Annotated in this window: 22 protein-coding genes and 1 riboswitch; of the genes, 6 read left to right on the top strand and 16 right to left on the bottom strand. The window is 58.0% G+C overall.

Annotated features, from left to right (window positions below):
• Positions 1 to 133: 133 nt before the first annotated feature.
• Together GT003_RS22775 and GT003_RS22770 are read right to left on the bottom strand one after the other, a co-directional pair.
• Positions 134 to 562, bottom strand: a complete 429-nt coding sequence (locus GT003_RS22775; RefSeq protein ID WP_161702186.1) for an organic hydroperoxide resistance protein — start codon at positions 560 to 562, stop codon at positions 134 to 136.
• A 716-nt stretch (positions 563 to 1,278) separates the two neighbouring features.
• Positions 1,279 to 2,655 carry a sulfatase family protein gene (locus GT003_RS22770; protein ID WP_161702184.1) on the bottom strand — a complete coding sequence of 459 codons (1,377 nt, stop codon included), beginning with the start codon at positions 2,653 to 2,655 and terminating at the stop codon, positions 1,279 to 1,281.
• A 140-nt stretch (positions 2,656 to 2,795) separates the two neighbouring features.
• On the opposite strand from GT003_RS22770, the gene GT003_RS22765 reads away from it, so the two are divergent.
• The 6 genes from GT003_RS22765 (at position 2,796) to GT003_RS32165 (ending at position 6,960) form a co-directional block, all read left to right on the top strand.
• On the top strand, positions 2,796 to 3,683 hold the full coding sequence (locus GT003_RS22765; RefSeq protein ID WP_161702182.1) for an AraC family transcriptional regulator: 888 nt from the start codon (positions 2,796 to 2,798) through the stop codon (positions 3,681 to 3,683).
• Positions 3,684 to 3,966: 283 nt separating this feature from the next.
• On the top strand, positions 3,967 to 4,101 hold the full coding sequence (locus tag GT003_RS32880; protein ID WP_275589194.1) for a hypothetical protein: 135 nt from the start codon (positions 3,967 to 3,969) through the stop codon (positions 4,099 to 4,101).
• 55 nt (positions 4,102 to 4,156) lie between these two features.
• Complete coding sequence (locus GT003_RS22760; protein WP_161702180.1) at positions 4,157 to 5,512, top strand: cytochrome ubiquinol oxidase subunit I; 1,356 nt, start codon at positions 4,157 to 4,159, stop codon at positions 5,510 to 5,512.
• Entirely contained in the window at positions 5,509 to 6,534 is a 1,026-nt protein-coding gene (locus GT003_RS22755) for a cytochrome d ubiquinol oxidase subunit II (RefSeq protein WP_161702178.1), read from the top strand. Before GT003_RS22760 ends, GT003_RS22755 begins: the two co-directional genes overlap by 4 nt.
• Positions 6,535 to 6,597: 63 nt before the next feature.
• Positions 6,598 to 6,705 carry a cytochrome bd oxidase small subunit CydS family protein gene (cydS, locus tag GT003_RS33150; protein WP_420831476.1) on the top strand — a complete coding sequence of 36 codons (108 nt, stop codon included), beginning with the start codon at positions 6,598 to 6,600 and terminating at the stop codon, positions 6,703 to 6,705.
• Between the two features lie 102 nt (positions 6,706 to 6,807).
• Entirely contained in the window at positions 6,808 to 6,960 is a 153-nt protein-coding gene (locus GT003_RS32165; RefSeq protein WP_170312313.1) for a DUF6254 family protein, read from the top strand.
• A gap of 336 nt (positions 6,961 to 7,296) precedes the next feature.
• On the opposite strand, the gene thiO is transcribed toward GT003_RS32165, so the two are convergent.
• The 14 genes from thiO to preA form a co-directional block, all read right to left on the bottom strand.
• Positions 7,297 to 8,412 carry a glycine oxidase ThiO gene (gene thiO, locus GT003_RS22750; RefSeq protein WP_161702176.1) on the bottom strand — a complete coding sequence of 372 codons (1,116 nt, stop codon included), beginning with the start codon at positions 8,410 to 8,412 and terminating at the stop codon, positions 7,297 to 7,299.
• Positions 8,413 to 8,481: 69 nt separating this feature from the next.
• Positions 8,482 to 9,258, bottom strand: a complete 777-nt coding sequence (locus GT003_RS22745) for a thiazole synthase (RefSeq protein WP_161702174.1) — start codon at positions 9,256 to 9,258, stop codon at positions 8,482 to 8,484.
• Positions 9,259 to 9,263: 5 nt separating this feature from the next.
• Positions 9,264 to 9,461, bottom strand: a complete 198-nt coding sequence (thiS, locus tag GT003_RS22740) for a sulfur carrier protein ThiS (RefSeq protein WP_161702172.1) — start codon at positions 9,459 to 9,461, stop codon at positions 9,264 to 9,266.
• A 4-nt stretch (positions 9,462 to 9,465) separates the two neighbouring features.
• On the bottom strand, positions 9,466 to 10,089 hold the full coding sequence (gene thiE, locus GT003_RS22735; protein WP_161702170.1) for a thiamine phosphate synthase: 624 nt from the start codon (positions 10,087 to 10,089) through the stop codon (positions 9,466 to 9,468).
• Between the two features lie 60 nt (positions 10,090 to 10,149).
• Entirely contained in the window at positions 10,150 to 11,163 is a 1,014-nt protein-coding gene (locus tag GT003_RS22730; protein WP_338046012.1) for a ThiF family adenylyltransferase, read from the bottom strand.
• 19 nt (positions 11,164 to 11,182) lie between these two features.
• The gene (locus tag GT003_RS22725; RefSeq protein ID WP_161702387.1) at positions 11,183 to 12,151 is read right to left on the bottom strand and encodes an ABC transporter substrate-binding protein; all 969 of its coding nucleotides are present in this window, start codon (positions 12,149 to 12,151) and stop codon (positions 11,183 to 11,185) included.
• Positions 12,152 to 12,221: 70 nt separating this feature from the next.
• Positions 12,222 to 12,998 carry an ABC transporter permease gene (locus tag GT003_RS22720; RefSeq protein ID WP_204798958.1) on the bottom strand — a complete coding sequence of 259 codons (777 nt, stop codon included), beginning with the start codon at positions 12,996 to 12,998 and terminating at the stop codon, positions 12,222 to 12,224.
• Positions 12,995 to 13,735, bottom strand: coding sequence for an ABC transporter ATP-binding protein (locus GT003_RS22715; protein WP_239566062.1), 741 nt, complete (start codon positions 13,733 to 13,735; stop codon positions 12,995 to 12,997). The genes GT003_RS22720 and GT003_RS22715 overlap by 4 nt, the downstream gene beginning before the upstream one ends.
• A gap of 182 nt (positions 13,736 to 13,917) precedes the next feature.
• Positions 13,918 to 14,589 carry a thiaminase II gene (tenA, locus tag GT003_RS22710; RefSeq protein WP_161702166.1) on the bottom strand — a complete coding sequence of 224 codons (672 nt, stop codon included), beginning with the start codon at positions 14,587 to 14,589 and terminating at the stop codon, positions 13,918 to 13,920.
• Positions 14,586 to 15,920, bottom strand: coding sequence for an acetylornithine deacetylase (locus GT003_RS22705; RefSeq protein WP_161702164.1), 1,335 nt, complete (start codon positions 15,918 to 15,920; stop codon positions 14,586 to 14,588). The genes tenA and GT003_RS22705 overlap by 4 nt, the downstream gene beginning before the upstream one ends.
• Positions 15,921 to 15,988: 68 nt before the next feature.
• Positions 15,989 to 16,099: riboswitch (TPP riboswitch) on the bottom strand.
• A gap of 122 nt (positions 16,100 to 16,221) precedes the next feature.
• Entirely contained in the window at positions 16,222 to 18,483 is a 2,262-nt protein-coding gene (locus tag GT003_RS22700; protein WP_161702161.1) for a glycoside hydrolase family 3 N-terminal domain-containing protein, read from the bottom strand.
• Between the two features lie 284 nt (positions 18,484 to 18,767).
• Positions 18,768 to 19,034 (bottom strand): hypothetical protein, encoded by a 267-nt coding sequence (locus GT003_RS22695; protein WP_161702159.1) that lies wholly within the window; start codon positions 19,032 to 19,034, stop codon positions 18,768 to 18,770.
• Positions 19,034 to 20,461, bottom strand: a complete 1,428-nt coding sequence (gene hydA / locus GT003_RS22690; RefSeq protein WP_161702157.1) for a dihydropyrimidinase — start codon at positions 20,459 to 20,461, stop codon at positions 19,034 to 19,036. Before hydA ends, GT003_RS22695 begins: the two co-directional genes overlap by 1 nt.
• A 3-nt stretch (positions 20,462 to 20,464) precedes the next feature.
• Positions 20,465 to 21,769, bottom strand: a complete 1,305-nt coding sequence (gene preA / locus GT003_RS22685) for an NAD-dependent dihydropyrimidine dehydrogenase subunit PreA (RefSeq protein WP_161702155.1) — start codon at positions 21,767 to 21,769, stop codon at positions 20,465 to 20,467.
• Between the last annotated feature and the right edge of the window lie 89 nt (positions 21,770 to 21,858).

The raw sequence follows: 21,858 nt of genomic DNA, 5'->3' as shown, positions 1-21,858 counted from the left end.
GGATACGATTGAAATTGGCAGATCAACGAAAAATGATTACACGCCCGACGAAACGCAGAAAAAACCTAAATATCCCGTGTACGCCAACGGGATATTTAGGTCTTCGAATACCGTATAGGGGGAGGTTAAACCCTTAATCGACGACGTTCGAGATGACCTCGATATTGCCGCGAGTCGCTCTCGCGTAAGGACAAACATGATGCGCTTCGTCGACGATTTCTTGAGCGACGCTGCGTTCAACGCCTTTGATCGTAATGTCGAACTTCACCGCCAACACGAAGCCGTCGTTGGCATCCTTGCCGAGCGTTACGTTGGAAACAATGGAGACCCCGTCCGATTTGATCTTCTTCATTCGCATGACCGTGCCCATAGCGCCTTCGAAACAAGCCGCGAAGCCCGCCGCGAACAATTGCTCCGGATTGGTTCCTTCCCCGTTGCCGCCTAATTCCTTGGGATAGCGCAAATCCACGTTCAACTTGTCATCGTTGGATACCGCTTTGCCTTCTCTTCCGCCTACAACGTTAACCGTGGCCGTGTACAGCGTTTTTTCGATTTTATCCATTTTGCATGCTCTCCTCTTCGTCAGTTCGAATCACATTGCGGACATAACAATTATAAGGATTTCCTTCGCGTTGGTTCATATACTCGGGACGCGGAATAAGGCTCGAGTCCGATCGGCTTCAAATCGACTTACAGTTGAATACCAGGGACTACCGTCAGCAGTCCCAGTAATAATCATTTTCTCCAACCCATTTTCCATACGACTCCATCAATCTGTTTAGCCGGGCGTATGAACTCGTCAAACTATTCTTCAATAAGGTGCGCAGCATGTGCTCATATCCTCTCTGAATAAGATGGGCTTCTGGAAGAAACGCCATGGGTGCCGAGTTCGTTCAGAAACCTTTGTCCACGTTGTCCGACATGCAAGGCTTCATGCACGGGCCGGAAGGTCTCACCCGATCCTGCACCTTCATCTTAACAAGGAGAACGGCGCGCCGAATCTGTTAAACGTCATGAAATTGGCCGACATCACGCAACGCCTTCGGGCATTTCGCACGGCCGTTTTCATGCGCCATGCCAAAAATAATGCTTCCTTGCACGAATCGGATTTGCATGACGGACCGGTTTACGCGCAAGCACCTCGCTGTTTCTCGTTGAGACTGCCCAATTAGTTTGTCCATGGCCGTTGAAGATCATCGTGTTTCGATCGTTTAAAAGGGAAATGCTAGAAGAACCGCCACTCCGCCAAATCTTCACTGGCAGAGGGACGGTTAAATGCTACTTTGTCTTTCGTATTTTTATTCGTAATTCTTGGACAGAAACCCGGCGAGCGCCGCTCTGGCGCGATTCAGCATTATCGATGATTGGCGCGTCTTCTCCTGCTTCGATCATGCGGGAAATGAGACGCTGCTTCAAATCGTCTGCAATCGGACGGAAGGCGTCGATGCCTGCGAGGTTAGTTAGCTCATGGGGGTCCGCTTCCAGATCATACAGTAAATCCTCTACGTAGCGATCGGAACCCGCTTCCTCCCAAGCATTGGCTTGCGGAGCGCGCACGCTGTATTTCCAGCGGTTCGTACGAATCGCCCTTCCGACTTGAGATTCACTGATTTGCAGGAACACTTCCTCCGGCCAGTCGACGGGTTCGCGCCGGACAAGCGGCAGTACGGATCGCCCCTGCATGCGCGAAGGCACGTCGATACCGGCGGCGCCTAACAGTGTCGGCGGAATATCAATCAGACTAACTAATTCGCGAATCTGCCCGCCATGCTCGAAGCCGGGTCCATATACCGCCGTTGGCACGCGAATCGAGCTGTCATGGGCGCTGCGCTTGTACTCGCCGTTGCGCGTTTTGAAATGGCAGGCGTGGTCGGATGTGAACAGAATGATCGTCCTTTTGGTTAAATCCAGGCTTTTCAGTGCGTCACGCAGGCGGCCAAGCGCTTCGTCCAGCCGCTTGACCATGCCATAGTAGCCGCCGAGGTGCTGCGGAGCCGTTCCGACGAGTGCCTTGAGATCGGGCGGCGTCCAGCGGTCGGTATATATCTCCTCATAGCCAAGGGGAGCCGGATAGTTATCCGAATGGTTCTGATGATGCGGTTCGATATAGGACAAGAACAGAAAAAACGGATCGTTCTTGTGACTGTGAATATAGCGAATCGCCGCGTCCGTCTGGGCATCTGCACGATAGCCGGGCAATTCGACCTCATCGCAATCATTGTCGTACATGACAGTATCGTAGGCATCTGAGGAAAATTCCAGCGCATTCGAAGCCAACCAATACTCATAGCCGCCGCGTGCCTCCGGTCGGACCGGCTCATGATCAGCGAGATGCCATTTGCCGATATAGCCGGTTTCGTAACCGGCTTCCTTAAAGTAATGCGCTAACGTGCGCGTATTCGCAGGCAGCGGAATGCCGTTGCGATAACAGCCATTTTCGGTCGCGTAGCTGCCTGTTTGAAGACAGGACCGGGCCGGACCGCAGACCGGCTGGCAAGTAAACGAATGATAGAAATGCGTCCCTTCCCTAGCCATTCTATCGAAATTCGGCGTCAGTCCAAGCGGATTTCCATGAACGCCCGTCGTATCCCAGCGTTGCTGGTCTGTAAAAAACACGATGACATTCGGACGCTCCGACGCAGTGCGGGCATGCATGCAGTTTCCTCCTAATCAACTATCGTTTTTCGAAGATTGAATGTAACTAAGGGAAATTATATTCTGTTTATGGCCGCTTATTTAGATGATAAACGCTGATATAATAGTAAAAAACGAAGAAGTTTCAGGAGGACGGTTCCTTGAACGACCATCAACTGTACCGGCTGGCAACCGAAGAATATGATGTATCCTTTTATTTTCTATATGACTGGCTTCGTGAAGCCAGCTGGAACTTCAATGAATATCGGATTCCTGCATTAACTTTTTGGTTTATTCGGGAAGGCAGCAGGAAGCTTATAGTCGCCGGAGAGGAATATTTGGCAGAGCCGGGCGATCTTATCGTGCTGCCGCTTGGCTTGGCTGTTACGACGGCTCATACCGGCGGAGAACAAGAGCCTCTTCGTTACTTGTCTATGGGCATTCGGGCGATTATCGGCGGGATGAATTGGAACGAATTGTTCGGAATTCCGATTCGTCTGCCTCTCGAAGCCGGCGGCGAGCTAACGGAGCTCGTATTATTATGGAAACAGCTTATTCATGATGAGAAGGCGGTGCGCAGTTTGTCGACCGTATCGGACGACGCCCTGTTCTCGGCTCGTGCATCGGTGGCAGCGCTTGCCTGGGAAGCCAGGTTCAAGTTATGGATGTCGCTGATGACCAAAATCGCGATTCCGTTTATGTCCGCCCCGGAACCCGCATTGGATAAGAGAGTCAGAGACCTATGTGCATACATCCGAACCCATTACGAACGTCCCTTCAGCGCAAGTGAACTCGCCCGCGCGGCGTGTTTGAGCGAAGGTCATATGCGCGCGACGTTTCGTCAAGCTATGGGCATTACCCCTCATCAATATACCATTCAAGTTCGAATGGAGAAGGCGAAGGAACTGCTGGCTCTTACCGACCTTCCGCTTGCGGAGATTGCGGAGCGAGTCGGCCTGGAGGACGTCAGTTATTTTATTAACGGCTTTCGCAAGCGCGAAGGCATGACGCCTGCCGTTTATCGCAAGCGAACTTTTCCATGGATATAAATTTATACCAGGGCACCAATCTAACCGGCCGGCCGGAGAGAAGAAACATGCTTGTTTGCCCCGCCAAAACCTAACGCTCACGTAAGGATTGTGAAAACAATCACAAATGTTCAATCTCTCGTCATAAATATTGTGAAATAAATCACAACAGTCGTTTATAATAACGGTATAACGGTGAACGTAAGGTATGGACAACGCCGGCCAACCGCTTTAAGCACTTGCATCCATCGCTTCGTCCGCTGCCGAGAACACCGCATTCCATGCAGAAAGAAGGGATTCCCCTATGGCCCGTGAACCCCGTTCCGGGAAGGATATCAGCCCCGGCCGTGTCGCCAAGCAAGAGAAACGACTCATCGTTCTATGTATCGTCGTCGCAGTCATCATGCTGCTGTCCTTGTCCCGCTATCTGTTCGAATGAGGAGTAAGGCGTCCGGTAACGTTCAATACTATACCAAGCTTTGGGAGGGATCAAGATGCTGCTAAGCGGTTACGATCCGGTCATGTACAGCCGGATTCTTACGGGAGTCACGCTCGCTTTTCATATTATATTCGCCACGATCGGCGTCGGCGTTCCCCTGATGATCGCGCTCGCCGAATGGATCGGCATCAAGCGGGGCGACGATCATTATCTGCTCATGGCGCGCCGTTGGGCGCGGGGCTTCGTCATCACGGTCGCCGTCGGCGTCGTCACGGGCACGGCCATCGGCCTGCAGCTCAGCCTGCTGTGGCCGACCTTCATGCGGGTCGCGGGCCAATCGATCGCCCTGCCGCTCTTCATGGAGACATTCGCTTTCTTCTTCGAAGCTATTTTTCTCGGCATTTATCTCTACACATGGGAGCGATTCAAGAAGAAGACGACGCATCTGCTGCTCCTGATTCCGGTCGTTCTCGGTTCGTCGGCTTCGGCCTGCTTCATTACGATCGTCAACGCGTTCATGAATTCGCCTGCAGGGGTAACGGTGAAGGACGGCAAAATCGTCGATATCTCCCCGTTCGGCGCGATGCTCAGCCCGGCCATGCCGACCAAAGTATCGCATGTGCTCGTCACGGCTTACTTGACCTGCGCGTTCGTGCTCGCAGCGATCTCAGCCTGGTCGCTCTTGAAGGGCCGCAACCATGTTTACTATAAGAAGGCATTGAAGCTGACGATGATGTCCGCCTTCGTCTTCATTATCGCAAGCGCCGTGATCGGCGATCTGTCGGGCAAATACTTGGCCAAATATCAGCCGGAGAAGCTGGCGGCGATGGAATGGCATTTCGATACGTCGAAGCAAGCGCCGCTCGTGCTAGGCGGAATCTTGACGGACGACAACGAGATCAAATACGGCTTCAAAATCCCGTTCGCGCTCAGCATTCTCGCCCATGGCCTGCCGAACGCGGAAGTGACCGGCTTGAACGACATTCCGAAGGATGAACATCCGCCGCTCTATATTCACTATCTGTTCGACTTGAAAATGGGCTTCGTCGCGATGATGGTCGTCATCGCAGGCGCATTCATGCTGCTCCTGTACCGCAAGCGAAGCGCCGCCTTCGGCAACAAATGGATGCTGCGCGGCATCATACTCGCCGCCCCGCTCGCCATGATGACGATCGAGCACGGCTGGATCTTCTCCGAGGTCGGCCGCCAGCCTTGGCTGCTCCGCGGCATCATGCGCACGTCGGAAGGCGCGACGACTTCGGATCACGTGGATACGATGCTTATCGTATTCGTCCTGCTCTACGTCGTGCTCGGCGTATCGGCGGTCACGGTGCTGATCCGCATGTTCCGCAGCAACCGGGCCGAGGACGAGATCGCGGCCAAGGGCTTCAAAGGAGGCGATGAGCTGTGAGCTACGAAGTGCTCGGCATTACCGTGCTCTGGATTTTCCTATTCGGCTACCTGATCGTCGCTTCGATCGATTTCGGCGCGGGCTTCTTCAGCTACTACAGCGCGGTCACCGGTCAGCGGCATCTGATCAACAATATCATCGAGCGCTATTTGTCGCCCGTCTGGGAAGTGACGAACGTGTTTCTCGTCTTCTTCTTCGTCGGCATCGTCGGCTTCTTCCCGGATACCGCCTTCTATTACGGTACCGCCTTGCTCGTGCCGGGCAGCGTCGCGATCGTCCTGCTAGCCATCCGCGGCTCGTATTATGCGTTCAATACTTACGGCACGAACAAGAACAACCGCTTCTACATGCTGCTCTACGGCGCTAGCGGCCTGCTTATTCCCGCTTCGCTCTCCACGGTCATGACGATCTCGGAAGGCGGCTATATCGAAGTCGATCCAAGCGGAGGCGTGACCTTCCTGTACGGCAAATTGTTCGGCTCGACGTATTCGTGGACGGTCGTGCTGCTCGCGCTCGTGAGCGTGCTGTATATATCGGCGATGTTCCTCAGCTACTACGCCGACCGCGCCAATGACCGCGGCGCCTTCGAAGTGGTCCGCAAATACGCGCTCGCCTGGAGCGGACCTACGATTCTGTGCAGCCTGCTCGTATTCTTCGCGATCCGCGGGCATAACCCGGTCCATTTCGATCAAATGAAGCATTACGCTTGGATGTTCGTGCTCTCGTTCGCCTGCTTCCTCGTGGCGATCTACTTCTTATGGACGCGCAGGCGCCTCGGCGTCGCCTTCGTCTTCGTCATGCTGCAGTTCGGTTTCGCCTTCTTCGGCTACGGCGCGGGCCATATGCCGTACGTACTGTATCCATATCTGACGATTCACGACAACTTCACGAGCGAACCGATGGCCATCGCGCTTATCGCGGTCTTCATTCTCGGTCTGCTGCTGCTCATTCCGTCGCTGTACCTGCTCATGCGGCTGTTCTTGTTCGACACGAAATACGTACAGGGCAAGCGTGCCAAATAGATACCGGAAAGCCGATAACGCATCGTTTCGGCAACCGTCAAAAACGGAGGTTGTTCACCCATGATCGAGAAATTCCTCATCTTCGTCGCGCCGTTCCTCGTCGTCCTGCTGTGCGTCGGTTTCCTGTTCTGGTGGGGCGCGCGCAAGCCGAAACCGGGTCAGCCGTTATAGAAACGGCCGTTAACGCGCACGCTAAGAACGCGCCAAGAACTGCGACCCACAGGCAGCGGCGGCGCGAATCACAGCATGCCACCCAAAAGGAGCCTCCTTACCATGACATCATCCAAGAACCGCCGCGAGAACGCATGGAAGAGCCGCAAACAGAACCAGAAGCCCCACGGCGAGGTCAAATCGCTGGCCGAAATTTCGGACGAAGGCTCTTCCGGCGTCGCCGGCTACGAGAACGCCCGCAATAACGGCGACTAGTCCAGCGCCGGCAAACGAACAAGGAGCAGATCGCCTAAGCGCATCTGCTCCTTGTTTATTCGTTATCGAGCTTACCGTTCATCGGTCATTGGCGCGAGCGCCGGGCACGCCTTAATCGCCGCGATGGCAACCGGAGGAGTAGTCGAGCATCGGCATATCCTGCTTCGATTCTCCCTTCCGTCGAAGGCGAAGACAGGCATCGGCCCCTAGCGGCATCCGCCCTCTTGAAGAAGTCGAACACAAGACAATCTCCCCCGACACCATGCCGAAAACACGGCGCCAGCTTACGACTGCACGAACTTCTCGCTGCTGCGCGCCTGCAGCTAGCCTGCAATCTCAGCCGCTGCCGAACCGTTCCGGCGAGAACGCCTGCGCATATTCGGCCGGCGCCCTTCCTTCCAAGCAATCCGCGGCAAGCATGGCCGTAGCCGGACTAAGCAGGATGCCGTTGCGATAATGCCCTGCCGCGAATACGACCCGCTTAGCGCCGCCGAGCGCTCCGATCAGCGGATAGCCATCCTGGGTAGCGGGACGCAAGCCTGCCCAGCGATGAAACGGCGTCTTGTCCGCCAGGAACGGAAACGCGTTTTTGTTCCATTTTCGCAGACGCTCGATTCCTTTCTCCGTGACCGACGTGTCGAAGCCGGCAACGTCCTCCGAGGCGCCGCACACGAGCGAGCCGTTTTCTTTGCCCACCAGATAACCCTGATTGCCGAACACCATATGCTGCACGGGCTTCCCGTCCACCTCATACGCGCAAATCTGCCCGCGAATCGGATAGACGGGAATGCGGATGCCGAACGTGGCCGAGAGCTCCTGTGCCCATGCCCCGGAACAGACCAGCAGCCGGTCAGCGCCGAACACGCGTCCATCCGCCGATTGAATCGCAATTTCGTTCTGCCAGTCCGCGACGGACAGCCTCTCCAAGTTCTCATGAATGCGTACGCCCGTTACCCGGCAGGCTTGCTCAAGCGCGGCTACGTAATGCGGCGCATAGAGATGGCTCTCTTCCGGCGTATGCAGCGCCGCCCGGACGTCCCTCGACAGCTGCGGCTCCAAACGGAATAAAGCTTCTCCTTCCACGATGCTCCCAGAGGAACCATACTCCCGCTGCCATAAGAGCCTGCCTTCCAGCGCTAGCATATCCGCCTCGTGATAGGCAACGTAGAGGCTGCCCGAATGGGTATATTCGAATGTCCGGCCGGAAATGCGCTTCACGTCTGCCTGCCACTCAGGGTAGAGGCGCAGGCTTTCGAGGCAAAATCGGAAAAACGCGTCGGGTCCCTCCACGTTCTCCGAATACGGAGCCAGCATGCCGGCCGCCGCGCCGGAAGCCTGTCCCCCGCAGCGCGTGAGCTCCAGCACGGTGACTTGATGACCCCGTCTCCGTAATTCGAATGCACAGGACAGTCCGATGACGCCCCCGCCCATGATCACAACGCTCTCTCTCATCTGCAGACCATCTTTCCTAAGTAATGGCGTCTATTCGTCAGCAATGCGGCAGGATTTCGCTCTAGTCGACTAATGCAGTTTGAACGCGTCCAACCCGCTGCTTGCCGACGCATAGCGCTTCTTATCGATTCGTCCGGCTAGATAAGCAAGCCGCCCTGCTTCGATCCCCATCCGCATCGCTTGCGCCATCCCGATCGGGTCTCTGGCCTTGGCCACGGGCGTATTCATCAACACGCCGGATACGCCGAGCTCCATCGCTTGGGCGACGTCGCTCACGGAACCGAGGCCTGCGTCCACGATGATCGGCACCTGCGCGTCTTCGACGATCAGCCCCAGGTTGTAAGGATTGAGAATGCCGAGTCCCGTACCGATCGGTGCCGCTCCAGGCATGACGGCCGCTGCTCCGGCCTCTTCCAAGCGCTTGCATAGTATCGGATCGTCCGACGTATACGGCAGCACCGTGAAACCTTCCTTCGTCAGGATTTCCGTAGCCTTCAAGGTTTCGATCGGATCCGGCAGCAGCGTGCGTTCATTCGCGCTGATCTCGACCTTGATCCACTCGCTGAGGCCGGAAGCGCGCGCCAGCCGGGCGATTCGTACCGCTTCGTCGGCCGTTCTCGCGCCGGACGTGTTCGGCAGGTACGTATATTGTCCGTTCTGCACATGCTGCAGGATCGAATCGTCTTCCGTGGATTCCAGGTTGATCCGCCGGATGGCGAAGGTCAGCACCTGCGCTCCTGAAGCCCGGATGGCTTCCATCTGAACGTAAGGATTGGGATAAAGTCCGGTACCGATAAAGAAACGGGAAGATAATTCTATATTGCCGATGCGCAAACCGTCTGCCATCGTCTTCAACCTCCTCCGACAAAGTGTACGAGCTCGATTTTCATTGCGGCATGAACCGATGTAGCTGCCCACTGTTCAGCTTGAAGAACGACGCCGTCCGCCTCGACGACGACCGGCTTCCCCGTCAAACCGTAATGGTCGACGACCTCTTGGATCGTAAGAACGCCGAGCTCCTGCTCCAACCCGTTAATGATCAGTTTCACGCGCTCACCCCTGTTTGTCCAGCTTGCTCAGGAACGCTTCGCAGGTCCCTTTCACATCGCTGCTTCCGACGATTTCGCTGACCGCGCAGATCCGCGTCGCGCCCGCTTCGATCACTTCATCCACGTTGGACAGCTTGATTCCGCCGATCGCGACGAACGGGATCTTGATGTGCTGCGCCACTTCGCGAACGTACGATACGCCGACCGGATCGACGACGTCCGCTTTGGTCGCCGTGCGGTATACGGGACCGACCCCGATATAATCCGCGCCCTGCTCCTCTGCCAGCAGAGCCTCTTCCAGCGCATGCGTGGAGATGCCGATGATTTTATCGCCGACGATTCTTCTGGCTTCGAGCAGCGATAGATCGCCTTGCCCCAAATGAATCCCGTCCGCATCGACTTCCATCGCGACATCGACGTGATCGTTGACGATGAAGGTGACGCCATACCGGCGGGTTAAGTCCCGAAGCGCTCTGGCTTTTCGCAGCAGCTCTTCCCGGCCGCTCGTCTTGTCCCGCAGCTGGATGATATCCGCGCCGCCATGAATCGCTTCTTCCATCACCTCAAGCAGCTCCCGGTCCGGATGGAAATTCTCTCCCGTAATCGCATATAAACGGAAATCCTTCATGTTTCTCCCCCTCCTGTCACGCTGTTGTGCTTCTTGTGCTTCTTCCATTCCTTTCAAACCTTAAGATCCGATATAACGGGCATATAAGGTTTTGGCCCTCACCAAATCATCCGTGCCTTGAACGAACACGCGCCCGTCGGGGAACAAGACCAGCTTCTCGCCATCCGGAAGCTCCGCCCGCAGCAAGTAGGCATTCAGCGTCACCTTCGCGACCGCGGGCTCCAGCCGCTCCCGCCAAACGGCCAGATCCAGCGGCCCGCTGCCGGAGATTTGCACCGTTTCCCGGCCGCACAGCGAAATCGCGTCGTCCTGCTGGCTCGTATCCAGGGCAGGATATTGCTTTAACTGACAGCAGGGGCAGTCTTTCGTCGGCGCTCCGAGCTTCATTTCGTAATACTGGTTATTCCACGCGTCGAACGTGACCAGGCTGTTTCTTCGCTTGTCATGGGCACCGGCCAAATGCTTCAGCGCTTCTACCGCCTGATAGGAAGCCACGATATCGACCACGGGCGCGATCACGCCGATCGTATCGCAGGTTTGCCCGCTGGAATCCGAGGATTGAATGAAGCAGCGCAGGCAAGGCGTCTGGCCCGGAACCAGAATCGCGCTCATGCCGCGCGAGCTGACTGCCCCGCCGTACGTAAACGGGATGCCCATGCGGAAGCAGGCGTCGTTCAATAGGAATCTCGTTTGAAAATTATCCGTCCCGTCCAGCACCAGATCCATGCCCGAGAGCAGCGATTCGATATTATGGGCCGTGACGTCGGCCACGATCGCTTCGATCCGGATATCCGAATTGACCTTCTTCAGCTTCTTCTCGGCCGCGATGGCCTTCGGATACCCGCTTCGCACATCCTCTTCGTCATATAACATCTGCCGCTGCAAATTGCTTCGTTCCACGTAATCCCGGTCGACCATCCGCACCAAGCCTACGCCGGCCCTCACCATGTGATTGGCCAGCACGGTGCCCAATGCGCCCATGCCCACAATGCATACCGCGCTGCTCCCCAGCTTGCGCTGTCCGGCTTCGCCGATGGGCGCAAACAGCATTTGCCGTGAATATCGTTCGTCCACGCCTCAGACTCCCTTCGCTTTATAAATTGCGGAATGCTTCCGCCGGATCGACGTCCTTCGTCAATTGACCTTGTTCCTTCAACCAATCGATAATGGAGCGCCAAGATTGTTCGGACTGGCTGCCGAACGGCTCCGTCCCTGCATCCATCAGCGGAAGCAGGATCGCCAAGCTTTGTTTTTCGATGTCGGCATCCAGCGGAAACTCTTTGTTTTGCTGATCCAATAACAGCTGGAGCGCTTCGTCCGGATGACTCGCCGTATAAGCTTGTCCTCGGGCGGCTGCCTCCATAAACTTCTTGATCGCGGCGCCGTTCTTCTTCAAACCATCCTCGCTGGCTGTCAGTACGAGCTCGTAGTAATCCGGGACGCCGTACTTGGAAGGGTCGAGGGCAATCAGCTTCTCGCCTTCCTTCTCCAATAACAGCTTCTCGTGGTTCACGTAGCCCCCGATGATCGCATCCACCTTCTTGGTCGACATGGCCGGAATCAGATCCCAGCCGACGTCGACGTAATCGAGCTTGGAAGGATCTCCGCCATCCGTCTTCACCATCGTATTGACGATGGCTTCATCGAGCGGAATCGACGGGTAACCGATTTTTTTGCCGATCAGATCCTTCGGGCTATGAATCGCTTGCGAGTCCAGGACGAGCAATTGATTCAGCGGATGGCGCACGATCGCGCCGACGGATACGATCGGAATGCCCTCGGCGCGCGAGATGGCCACCTGCATTTGGTAGCTGAGCGCTAGATCGGCCTTGCCGGTCGCGACCAGCTTCAGCGCATCGTTCGTGTCCGCAGGCGTCTGCAGCTTCACCTTGAGGCCCGCTTCCTTGAAATAGCCCTGCTCCTCCGCCGCATACAAGAACGTATGCACCGCGTTCGGATACCAGTCCAGCAGCACCGTCAGTTCCGTTTCCGCGGAATCCGCTCCCTTATTGGAGCCGTTTGAGCCGCAGCCGACGACGGCGAATACCGTCAGCAGCAGCATGATAGATAACCAAGCTGGTTTTCTCCATTGACGCACGATTACAGTTACCCCCCAAGTATAAACGATTGATTCATTCATTTTTGTTTCTGCGATGAGCAAGAGCCGCTCGCTCCACCGCCAGTACCACGAGGAACAACAGAACGCCCATGGCCGACAGCAGCAGCACGCCAGAGAAAACCGCTTCTCCGCGCAGCATATTGGATGCCCGCTTCGTATACATGCCGAGACCGTTTTCCCCGCCGAGCCATTCTCCCAGCGTTGCGCCCCCGACGCTGATCGCCGCGGCCATCTTAAGACCGGTGAAGAAACCGGGCAGCGCCGATGGAATCTTCCACTTGCGGAAGCGATCGAATCGGCCCGCGCCCATCGTCCGCAGCAGCTCTCCGATATCGGGGTCCGCGGAACGAAAGCCGTCAGCCGTATTCACGGCGATGGGAAAAAACGTAAATAGGATGACGACGGCAACCTTGCTCCATATCTCATAACCGAACCACATCACCATAATCGGCGATAACGCGATAATCGGAATCGTCTGGGACGTGACGATAAGCGGATAGATCGTCTTCTTCGCCAAGCCCGAGCTCTCGATCCATACGGCAGCCAATACGCCGAATACGGCGGAGATTCCGAGGCCGAGCACAGCCTCGCCCAGCGTGATGGCAAAATGCTTGCTCAGCAGCCGCCAATTGTCCCCCATGGAGACAAGCACATCCGACAGCTTCGGAATAATGTAATGCGGGATCTCGAACATTCTTGCGCCTGCTTCCCACGCGGCGGCGAGCAGCAGAATGAATAGGACCACGGGCATATGCGCCGCTAGTTTGCCGCTTCGTTTGCGTTCGTTCATGGCAGCCTCCCCGCTTCTTCCGAAGAGCCGCGAGCACCCCGCCCGATCAGCCCGAGCAGTCGGCGCTTCAAATCGATGAACGCTTCGTCCATGGCGAATTCGTAGCTGCGCGGACGCGGCAGATCAACAGCCAGCTCGTTCAGCGACGTAATCGGCGATTGCGCCGCCACGAGCACGCGGTCGGACAAGAGCAGCGCTTCGTCGACGTCGTGGGTGATGAACAATACGGTCGTGCGGTGCTGCTCCCACACTTGCAGCAGCCATTCCTGCATGCCGACGCGGGTCATCGCATCCAAGGCGCTGAACGGCTCGTCCAGCAGCAGCAGCTCTCCGCCTCCCAGAAGCGATCGCAGGAACGAGACGCGCTGGCGCATGCCGCCGGACAGCTCATGCGGGTACTTGTTCGCCGTGCCATCCAGCCCTAGACCGGGGAGCAGCTTCAGTACCTGACGGCGAGCTTCCCGCTTTGGCATTCCTCCGAGCTCCAAGCCAAGCACGGCATTATCCAGCACGGTTCGCCACGGCATGAGGCAATCCTTCTGGGGCATGTAGCCAATCTTGCCGAGCTTGCTGGCCGCTGCCGGCGCGTCTCCCGCTTCGCCGATGGCAATCGTTCCGGCTTGGGGAACGAGCAGTCCGGAGAGCAGCCGGAACAGCGTGGTCTTGCCGATCCCGCTCGCTGCCAGAACGCTGACGAACTCGCCTTGTTTAAGGCTGAAATCCAGCTTTTCGAACAAGGGCGTTTCGCCGGCGAAACCGAAACCTAGGCCGCGAACCGATAGCACGGCCGGCTGCTCTGGAGTTCGGGGAGCTGAGGTCTTAGGTAGATCAGCCCCAGGCGGTTCAGTCTCATGAGATTCGATCATAGGCGGTTCAGCCTTGCGAGATTCGGTCTTTATTGCGTCAGTCTTAGGCGCGCTCACACCGGCCACTCCTCTAGTCGATACGCCATATCCCAGAACATATATTCCAGCCTGGATGCAACGAGGAAGCGTTCCTCCAACTGCGCAAGCTCCTGCTCCGGCAAACCTTCCGCCAGCCGATCCAAGAGCCCGACGCACCAGTCGGCAAGCGCTCCGAATTCCTCGGAACCGTACATCAAGATCCATTCCCTGTACAGCGGATGCTCCAGCGCGCCGGGAACCCGCATGTAAGCGGCCCCGATCTCCCGGTAACTCCACATGCAGGGGAGCAGAGCGGCTACTGCTTCAGACAGCGGGCCTTGCGACGCGGTATCCAGCAAATACTTGGTGTATGCCACCGTGGTCGGCGAAGGACGCGTTTGCTCCAGCTCTTCGCGCGAGATGCCGAAGCGCGCCGCATATTGCCGATGAAGCTCCATTTCCACGTTGAGCGTCGAATGAAGCAGCTCGGCGAATTTGCCCATCGTATCCAGATCCCTGGCCTTCATGCTGCCGATGGCGAACATCTTGGCGTAATCGATCAGATAGACATAATCCTGTTTGAGATAATAGATGAAACGTTCGGGATCCAGCGTCCCTTCCCTTAACTCCGTCAAGAACGGATGGTTGTGGCTCTTGGTCCATATCTCTTGCGCGGAACGGTACAACCTATCGCTGAAACGGTTCACGGCGCTTCACCGACTCTCGCACTAGGTTTCTCTGCAGGACGTTCATGCTCCGACTCCGGTTTAATCCGGTTGCACCAATCCGCGATGAAGGCGATCATGATTTTGGCGTAATCGACCAACTCTCTCGGATCCGCGCTTTCATCCACGGCGTGCGCGTTGGCAAGTTCGCCCGGACCGTAGATCAGCGTCGGAATGCCTGCCCGCCCGATCCAGCCCGCATCCGTAACGGACGGACTCATGCTTATGGCAGGCGAAGTACCCCGCACTTGCTTGTGACGTTCGGCCAGCGCTTGGAGACCCTCCCCGTTCGGATCCAGCTCCAGCGACGGGAAGATTTCCCCGCGCTCCTCGATCATCGACCGGCCACCCCAGCGGAAGGTCGGCGGATGGTTCCTCAGCCATGGATCGCCATGGGCAACCGCCAGCAGATGAGCCTCGATCTCGGCGGTAACCGTCTCGTAATCCTCGTTCGGATAGAAGTGAACCGTGATCCACAGCGCGCATCGGTCCGCTATGAACGCCGCATGGCGGCCGCCCTCGATGACCGCGGGATTGATCGTATTCGAGCCCGGCGGGAAGCCCGGGTACGATTTGGTTACGGCCCAATGACGCTCCAGTTCTTGAAGGCCGGCAATCAGCTTGGCCATCTTCTCGATCGCGCTGGCGCCCTGGACGCCGCCGCCCGCATGGATCATCCGCGAACGCATCCCGTCATGATACGTAACCGGACTTTGCACCGTCACCCAGCCGGTGATCACGCCGCCTTGTCCTTGGATGGCCAGTCCGCTCGTATCCGCGACGACGGCAAGGTCTGCCTGGCATCCCCGCTCCATGCAGGCGCGGGTCCCTGCTTCGCCGGCTTCTTCGCCGATGACGGATTGGAAGAGCAGATCTCCTTTCAGTTCGGCGCCTGCATCCGCAAGAAGCTTCGCCGCGAACAGCAGCGCGGCGAGTCCGCCCTTCATATCCGCGGTACCTCTGCCGTACGCACGGCCGTTCTCCAGCGTCAATGCGAACGGATCGTGCAGCCATTCGCTCGTATCCCCGACTTCGGCGACGTCCATGTGGCCGTTCAGCAGCAGGCTTCGATACTTGTCCCCCTGCGTTCCCCGCTTCACCGCAGTCACGTTCGGATCGCCGGGATACACCTCCCACAACTCCGTCTCGAACCCGCTCGCTTGGAGCTGTCTCTCTAGAAACCGCTGCGCATCCATCGTGTTTCGCGCCGGCGGACTGACGGTCGGGTGCGCGATCAATTCCGCCAGAAGAGCGAACAGTTCCTCCTGCCTCTCCTCCGCTTGATGCTGCAAACTCGCAATGAAATCATCCATCCTTTGTTCTCCTTCGCTAAGGCAGCGGGCATGAACAATAGAAAAAAACCATTCGAGAATATACGAATGGTTTGAATTCGATACGTTCTCTACGCCAGCATTACCTGGTTCAGATTAACGGTCAGGGAAATGCGTTCCCTATCTCAGCCGGACTTCATCCAGCACCCGTAGTCTATTAAATTAGTTTCACTATAGCTCATAGAAATGGAATTTACAAGGATAGTCACACCGGCTGCTTAGCAGCACCCATTCAAGAACGCCGCGGCCGCGGAAAAATCGGTTGGTCATCCTTCGGCTTCCGTTACGAAGCGACGGGCAGTACGCCGAGCGGATCCATCCGTCCAAGCAGCGTTCGCACGGCCGCCTCCGTGTTGGGTTCTTCCTTGCCGTAAGCGGCAAGGCCCGATTTCACATTGCGCACGTACAGCATTTCGTAAGGGTTGCCCAGCGAGAGCAAGGCGTACCGCGTGTTCGTTCTGTTCAGCTCGTCGATGACCGCTTGGGTGCCGGACCAGTCAAACTGACTCGCCACGTTGCGGAACTGATAGGACGCGACGATGACGTAGTCCGCTCCGTCGATCGCCGCTATCGCTTCTTTCGGTTGATTCAACGTCGCGACCCGCGTCTTCAATTGCTCCGGTTCGCCCTCCAACGCCAGCTGGTTCTCCAGCTGCTTCGCCTGCGCTTCGTCCGCGGCCGCGATGACGATGCGATCTCCATGACGGATAAGATCCGGGTGCTTCCCGTCACGGCCGGCCAGCAGCGTAACCGCGCGTTCCGCGATCGTTCTCTCCACCTGCCGGTGCGCATCGGAACCGATTATTCCCTTCAAGGACGCAAGCTTGGCCGGCAGGCTCGGTCCTTGATCGAACAGACCGTACCGGGACTTGAGATCCAAAATCCGTTTTACCGCGTCGTGAATATGATCCAGCGGAACGGAGCCGTTCCGGACTGCTTGTACCAGCGTCCGCTGCGCGGTCGACGGGTCCTGCGGCATGAGAATGATATCCACGCCAGCGGATACGGCCCGCACGACCGCTTGCGCCTCGCCGAAGTGCGCCGCGATGCCGTTCATCGTGAAAGCATCCGAGACGATGACGCCTTTAAAGCCCAATTCTTCCCTTAGCAGCCCGGTAAGCACCTTCTTCGACATCGTCGCGGGAATCGGCACGCTGCTGCCGTCCTTCAAGGAAACGACATGCTCGTCGTCCACGGCCGGGAAAGCGATATGCGCGGTCATGATCATATCCACCCCGCTCGCGATGGCGGCCCGGAACGGTTTCAATTCCACCGCCTCCAGCCGATCGCGGTCATGCATCAGCACCGGCAGGCCGAGATGGGAATCCACCGTCGTGTCCCCGTGCCCCGGAAAATGCTTCACCGCCGCGATGACGCCCGCTTCCTTCAGTCCCTTCATGGCCGCCAGACCGAGGCGCGACACCAAGTCGGGATCGGAGCCGAACGACCGCATGCCGATGATCGGATTCTCCGGATTGCTGTTCACGTCCAGATCGGGCGCGAAGTTCAGCTGCAGACCTAGCGCCTTGAGCTCCTCGCCCGTCAGCTTCCCGGCTGCTTCGGTCAACGCCGCATCGCCAGCTGCGCCGAGCGCCATTTGTCCCGGCAGGTTCGTTCCCCCGGGAATGCGCTTGATGACCCCGCCTTCTTGGTCGACGCCGAGAAAGAGCGGAATATCTCCCGCCTCTGCTTGCAGTCGGTCGGTGAGCGTAGCCACCTGCTGCGCGTTGACGATATTTTTATCGAACAGGATAAATCCTCCCGGCGCCTGCGTATGGATTATATCCTTCAGTCCGTCATTAACCGTCGTCGTCGGCTGCCCGTTCCACATGCGAATATCCGGCATCAGCATTTGGCCGACTTGTTCGTTTAACGTCATGTACGACAGCAGCTTGTCCCAATCCTTCGCCTGGATGGCCGTCTCCCGTTCGAAACGGATCACCCGCGTCAAGAAGACCGCGAACTCGGCCCGCGTTACGGTCCGATCCGGGCGATACGTGCCGTCTGCGTAGCCCCCTATCAAGCCGTTGGAGCTCATGATGCCGATCGGAGCCGCCGCCCATGACGACGACGTGTCCGCCAGCTTCGAGGAACCATCGCCGGCTTCGAGCGCGTACGCCCGGGTGAGCAAGGCCGCCGTTTCGGCGCGGGTAACCGGCGCATCCGGATGGAAGGAACCGTCCGGGAATCCGCCGGCAAGCCCCGCCGCCGCCGCCGCGGCGATTTCCAGACGGAAGGGATGCGATCGAGGCACATCCGTAAAAGAAGCCTCTCCCTTGGGCAGCCCTTGCGAATAGAGCTCGCGCATGATGAAGGTTACCGCCTGGCCCCGCGTAACCGCTCCGTCCGGTTGAAATCGTCCGTTACCCAAGCCGGCCACCGTCCCCCGGTTCGACAGATACTGGATACTGTCTTCCGCCCACCGCGCATGCGCCAGGTCGGAAAACTTCCCGTCCGCGGCAGCGACTCCCGCCCACAGGCAGAACGAGCCGAATAGCCCGGCAGCTAGTCCGAGCGTCGTTGATTTGAATGTCTTGTACAGCACTTCTTCCACCTCGTTGCAAATTGAATTACAGCTTATACGCAAGAAGGCGCCGAATGTTGCTCGAAAGGGTGCAAAAATCGCAAGCGATCGGGGATTCTTGGCAGCAATGACGCACCATGTGCAGCGTTTCGTCACGGTGAACGAATTTGCAAAGCTTGGCGGATTATCGTTTCTCTTGCCTCCATCAACCTCAAAAACAAGCCGAGCGCATCCCTCGGGACGCGCTCGGCTTGCCTCGACGATCGGGCTGCGCAGAGATACAGCCGCTTCGTAGTCACCCGTAATCAACCGGTCTCTTCGGACGCGGGCGTCTCCCGCTGCGCCATAAACAACAGCGTCCCCACATACTTCCGCGCATCCGCGTTTCGAATCCTTACGATTTGCTCGACGTCCGGCACCCGGCCTTCACGGGGCTCATCCGCGGAAGGCGGCATTTTGAATCGCACGGCCATACCGTCCAGCCCCTCCGTCACGCCGGCAATGGCATACCCTTCCGCCAACAGCCGCTCGACCGCCTGCTTCTCGCTTACGAACTCCGCATACGCCGACATCAGGACGAGCCTCCGATCGGCAGCTTCTTGACGGCCGGCTTATCGGCTTCGCCGAACCGTTTGCGGTGCGTGTATCGGCCCGAGCCCGGCTTGCCGGCGAAGGTCCGGTCGCGGATGACGAATTCGCCGCGCACGAGCACCGATACCGGCTCGCCGAACACCTGCATCCCTTCGAACGCGTTATAATCCACTTTCATATGATGCGTCTCCGCCGACAGCGTCCGTTCGACCGACGGGTCAAAGATGACGATATCGGCGTCGCTGCCGACCGCGATCGTTCCTTTCCGCGGAAACAAGCCGAACAGCTTCGCCGCCGACGTCGCGATAATATCGACGAACTTGTTGATGGACAGCCTGCCCTTGTGGACGCCCTCCGAGTAGAGCAGGCTGAACCGGTCCTCGATCGTCGGACCGCCGTTCGGAATCTTCGAGAAATCCGCGATGCCGAGCTCCTTCTGTCCTTTAAAATCAAAAGAGCATTGATCCGATCCTATCGCCTGCAGCTGGCCGTTCCACAGCGCGTCCCACAGTACCGCTTGGTTCCGTTTCTCGCGCAGCGGCGGCGACCAGACGTACTTCGCCCCTTCGAAATTCGGCTTTTCCAAATACGTCTGATCCAGTACGAGGTATTGCGGACAGGTCTCGCCATAGACGCGAAGTCCTCTCCGGCGAGCTTCGGCGATCTTTTCCACCGCATCCGCACACGTGACATGCACGACGTACAGCTGCGAGTCGGCCAGCTCCGTCAGACCAGCCGCCCGTCCCGTCGCCTCGCCCTCCAATTGCGGCGGCCGCGTCAGCGCATGGTAGATCGGCTCCGTATGCCCCGCCTCCAGCGCCTCGCGGACGAGATAATCGATGACGTCGCCGTTCTCGGCATGCACCATGACGAGCGCGCCCTGCTCCTTCGCCACCTGAAGCGTCCGATAGAGCGTGCCGTCGTCCGCCTGCAGCACGTTTTTGTACGCCATGAACACCTTGAGGGACGTGATGCCTTCCTCTTCGATGATGCGGGGCAGCTCGAGCAGCACCTCGTCCGTTACCTCGGACACCATCAGATGAAAGCCATAATCGATGACCGCTTTGCCAGCCGACTTGGCATGCCACGCCTGCACCGCTTCCGCGAGCGGCTTGCCCTTGGACGTCAGGCAAAAGTCGATGATCGTCGTCGTTCCGCCGAACGCCGCCGCGATCGTGCCGGACTCGAAATCGTCGACGGTGACCGTACCGCCAAATGGCATATCCAGATGCGTATGCGGATCGACGCCGCCCGGAAACACGAAGCAGCCCGAGGCATCCACGATTTCCGCGCCTTCCGCATCCAGGTCCGCGCCGATCCTCGCGATTATGCCGTCATGGATCAAAATATCCCCGACATACGTGTCCGCAGCCGTGACGATCGTCCCGTTCTTGATCAATTTGCGCATCGGTCACACCGCCTCCTTCCCGGTAGTCGAAGCCGTATCGTCGCCCGCGTTCGCCCGAACGATCGCCTGCTGCATCTCATTCCATGACATCGACGCCTGCCCGCCGCTGACCTCGACCATGTCGATGGCGCCATCGACCGGGCAGACGATCGAGCAGAGGTTGCAGCCGACGCAATCCTCCTCGCGCACTTTCAGATACCGCCTGCCGCCCTCGTCCGTGAGCATGTCGATGCATTGATGGGACGTATCTTCGCATGCGATATGGCATTTGTTGCACGCGATGCACGTCTCGTCGTTGATGCGGGCGACGACCCGATAGTTCAGATCCAGCTCGCCCCAGGTCGAATACCGGCTGACCGCCTGGCCAGTCAATTCCATGACGGACGCGATGCCCTTCTCGTCGAGGTAGTTATTCAGCCCGTCGATCATCTCTTCCACGATCCGGAAGCCGTGATGCATGGCCGCCGTGCAGATCTGCACGCCCGACGCGCCCATCAGCATGAACTCGACCGCGTCCTGCCAGGAGGAGATCCCTCCGATGCCGGAGATCGGAACGCCGATCGCCCGATCCTTCGCGCATTCCGCGACCATGCTAAGCGCGATCGGCTTGACGGCCGGCCCGCAATAGCCGCCGTGAGCGCCTTTGCCGCCGACATGCGGAACCGTGTTCCACGTATGGATATCCACGCCGGCCAAGCTGTTGATCGTATTGATGAGGCTGATCGCGTCCGCTCCGCCCATGACGGCATGGCGCGCGACGACCGTGATGTCCGTGATGTTCGGCGTCAGCTTCACGATAACCGGCGTCTGCGCGGCTTCCTTCGCCCACATCGTCTGCTTCTCGACCAGATCGGGCTGCTGGCCCGAAGCCGAGCCCATCCCCCGCTCAGCCATGCCGTGCGGACAGCCGAAATTCAGCTCCAGGCCGTCGACGCCGACCGCTTCGACCCGCTTTACGATCTCATGCCATTTCTCCCGCTTCGGCTCTACCATTAGAGAGACGACGAGCGCATGATTCGGGAATCGCTTCTTCGTCTCGTAGATTTCCTTCAAATTCACCTCGAGCGGCCGGTCGGTAATCAGCTCGATGTTGTTGAAGCCCGCGACGCGCTGCCCGTTGAAATGCACGGCGGCGAAACGGGACGACGTATTGATGATGGGATCCCCCAGCGTCTTCCACACCGCGCCGCCCCAGCCGGCCTCGAAGGCGCGCTGCACCTGGTAGCCGGTGTTCGTCGGCGGCGCGGATGCCAGCCAGAACGGATTCGGAGCCGGAATCCCCGCGAGATTGATGCGCAAATCAGCCATATCATACAGCCTCCCCTCGACTGTGATTCATCGTAACCCACGACCCGAGCGCTTCAACCAAATCTGCGCTGAAACGCCATCGTCAGACC

It is taken from the genome of Paenibacillus sacheonensis (genome assembly GCF_009909195.1).
Taxonomy (GTDB): Bacteria; Bacillota; Bacilli; order Paenibacillales; family Paenibacillaceae; genus Paenibacillus_Z; species Paenibacillus_Z sacheonensis.
This window is presented reverse-complemented; position numbering and strand designations above follow the sequence as displayed.

Coding starts and splice junctions, on each gene's coding strand:
- GT003_RS22775 (WP_161702186.1), bottom strand. CDS start 562: ATGGATAAAATCGAAAAAACGCTGTACACGGCCACGGTTAACGTTGTA.
- GT003_RS22770 (WP_161702184.1), bottom strand. CDS start 2,655: ATGCATGCCCGCACTGCGTCGGAGCGTCCGAATGTCATCGTGTTTTTT.
- GT003_RS32880 (WP_275589194.1), top strand. CDS start 3,967: ATGGCCCGTGAACCCCGTTCCGGGAAGGATATCAGCCCCGGCCGTGTC.
- GT003_RS22760 (WP_161702180.1), top strand. CDS start 4,157: ATGCTGCTAAGCGGTTACGATCCGGTCATGTACAGCCGGATTCTTACG.
- GT003_RS32165 (WP_170312313.1), top strand. CDS start 6,808: ATGACATCATCCAAGAACCGCCGCGAGAACGCATGGAAGAGCCGCAAA.
- thiO (WP_161702176.1), bottom strand. CDS start 8,412: ATGAGAGAGAGCGTTGTGATCATGGGCGGGGGCGTCATCGGACTGTCC.
- GT003_RS22745 (WP_161702174.1), bottom strand. CDS start 9,258: ATGGCAGACGGTTTGCGCATCGGCAATATAGAATTATCTTCCCGTTTC.
- thiE (WP_161702170.1), bottom strand. CDS start 10,089: ATGAAGGATTTCCGTTTATATGCGATTACGGGAGAGAATTTCCATCCG.
- GT003_RS22725 (WP_161702387.1), bottom strand. CDS start 12,151: ATGCTGCTGCTGACGGTATTCGCCGTCGTCGGCTGCGGCTCAAACGGC.
- GT003_RS22720 (WP_204798958.1), bottom strand. CDS start 12,998: ATGAACGAACGCAAACGAAGCGGCAAACTAGCGGCGCATATGCCCGTG.
- GT003_RS22705 (WP_161702164.1), bottom strand. CDS start 15,920: ATGGATGATTTCATTGCGAGTTTGCAGCATCAAGCGGAGGAGAGGCAG.
- GT003_RS22695 (WP_161702159.1), bottom strand. CDS start 19,034: ATGTCGGCGTATGCGGAGTTCGTAAGCGAGAAGCAGGCGGTCGAGCGG.
- hydA (WP_161702157.1), bottom strand. CDS start 20,461: ATGCGCAAATTGATCAAGAACGGGACGATCGTCACGGCTGCGGACACG.
- preA (WP_161702155.1), bottom strand. CDS start 21,769: ATGGCTGATTTGCGCATCAATCTCGCGGGGATTCCGGCTCCGAATCCG.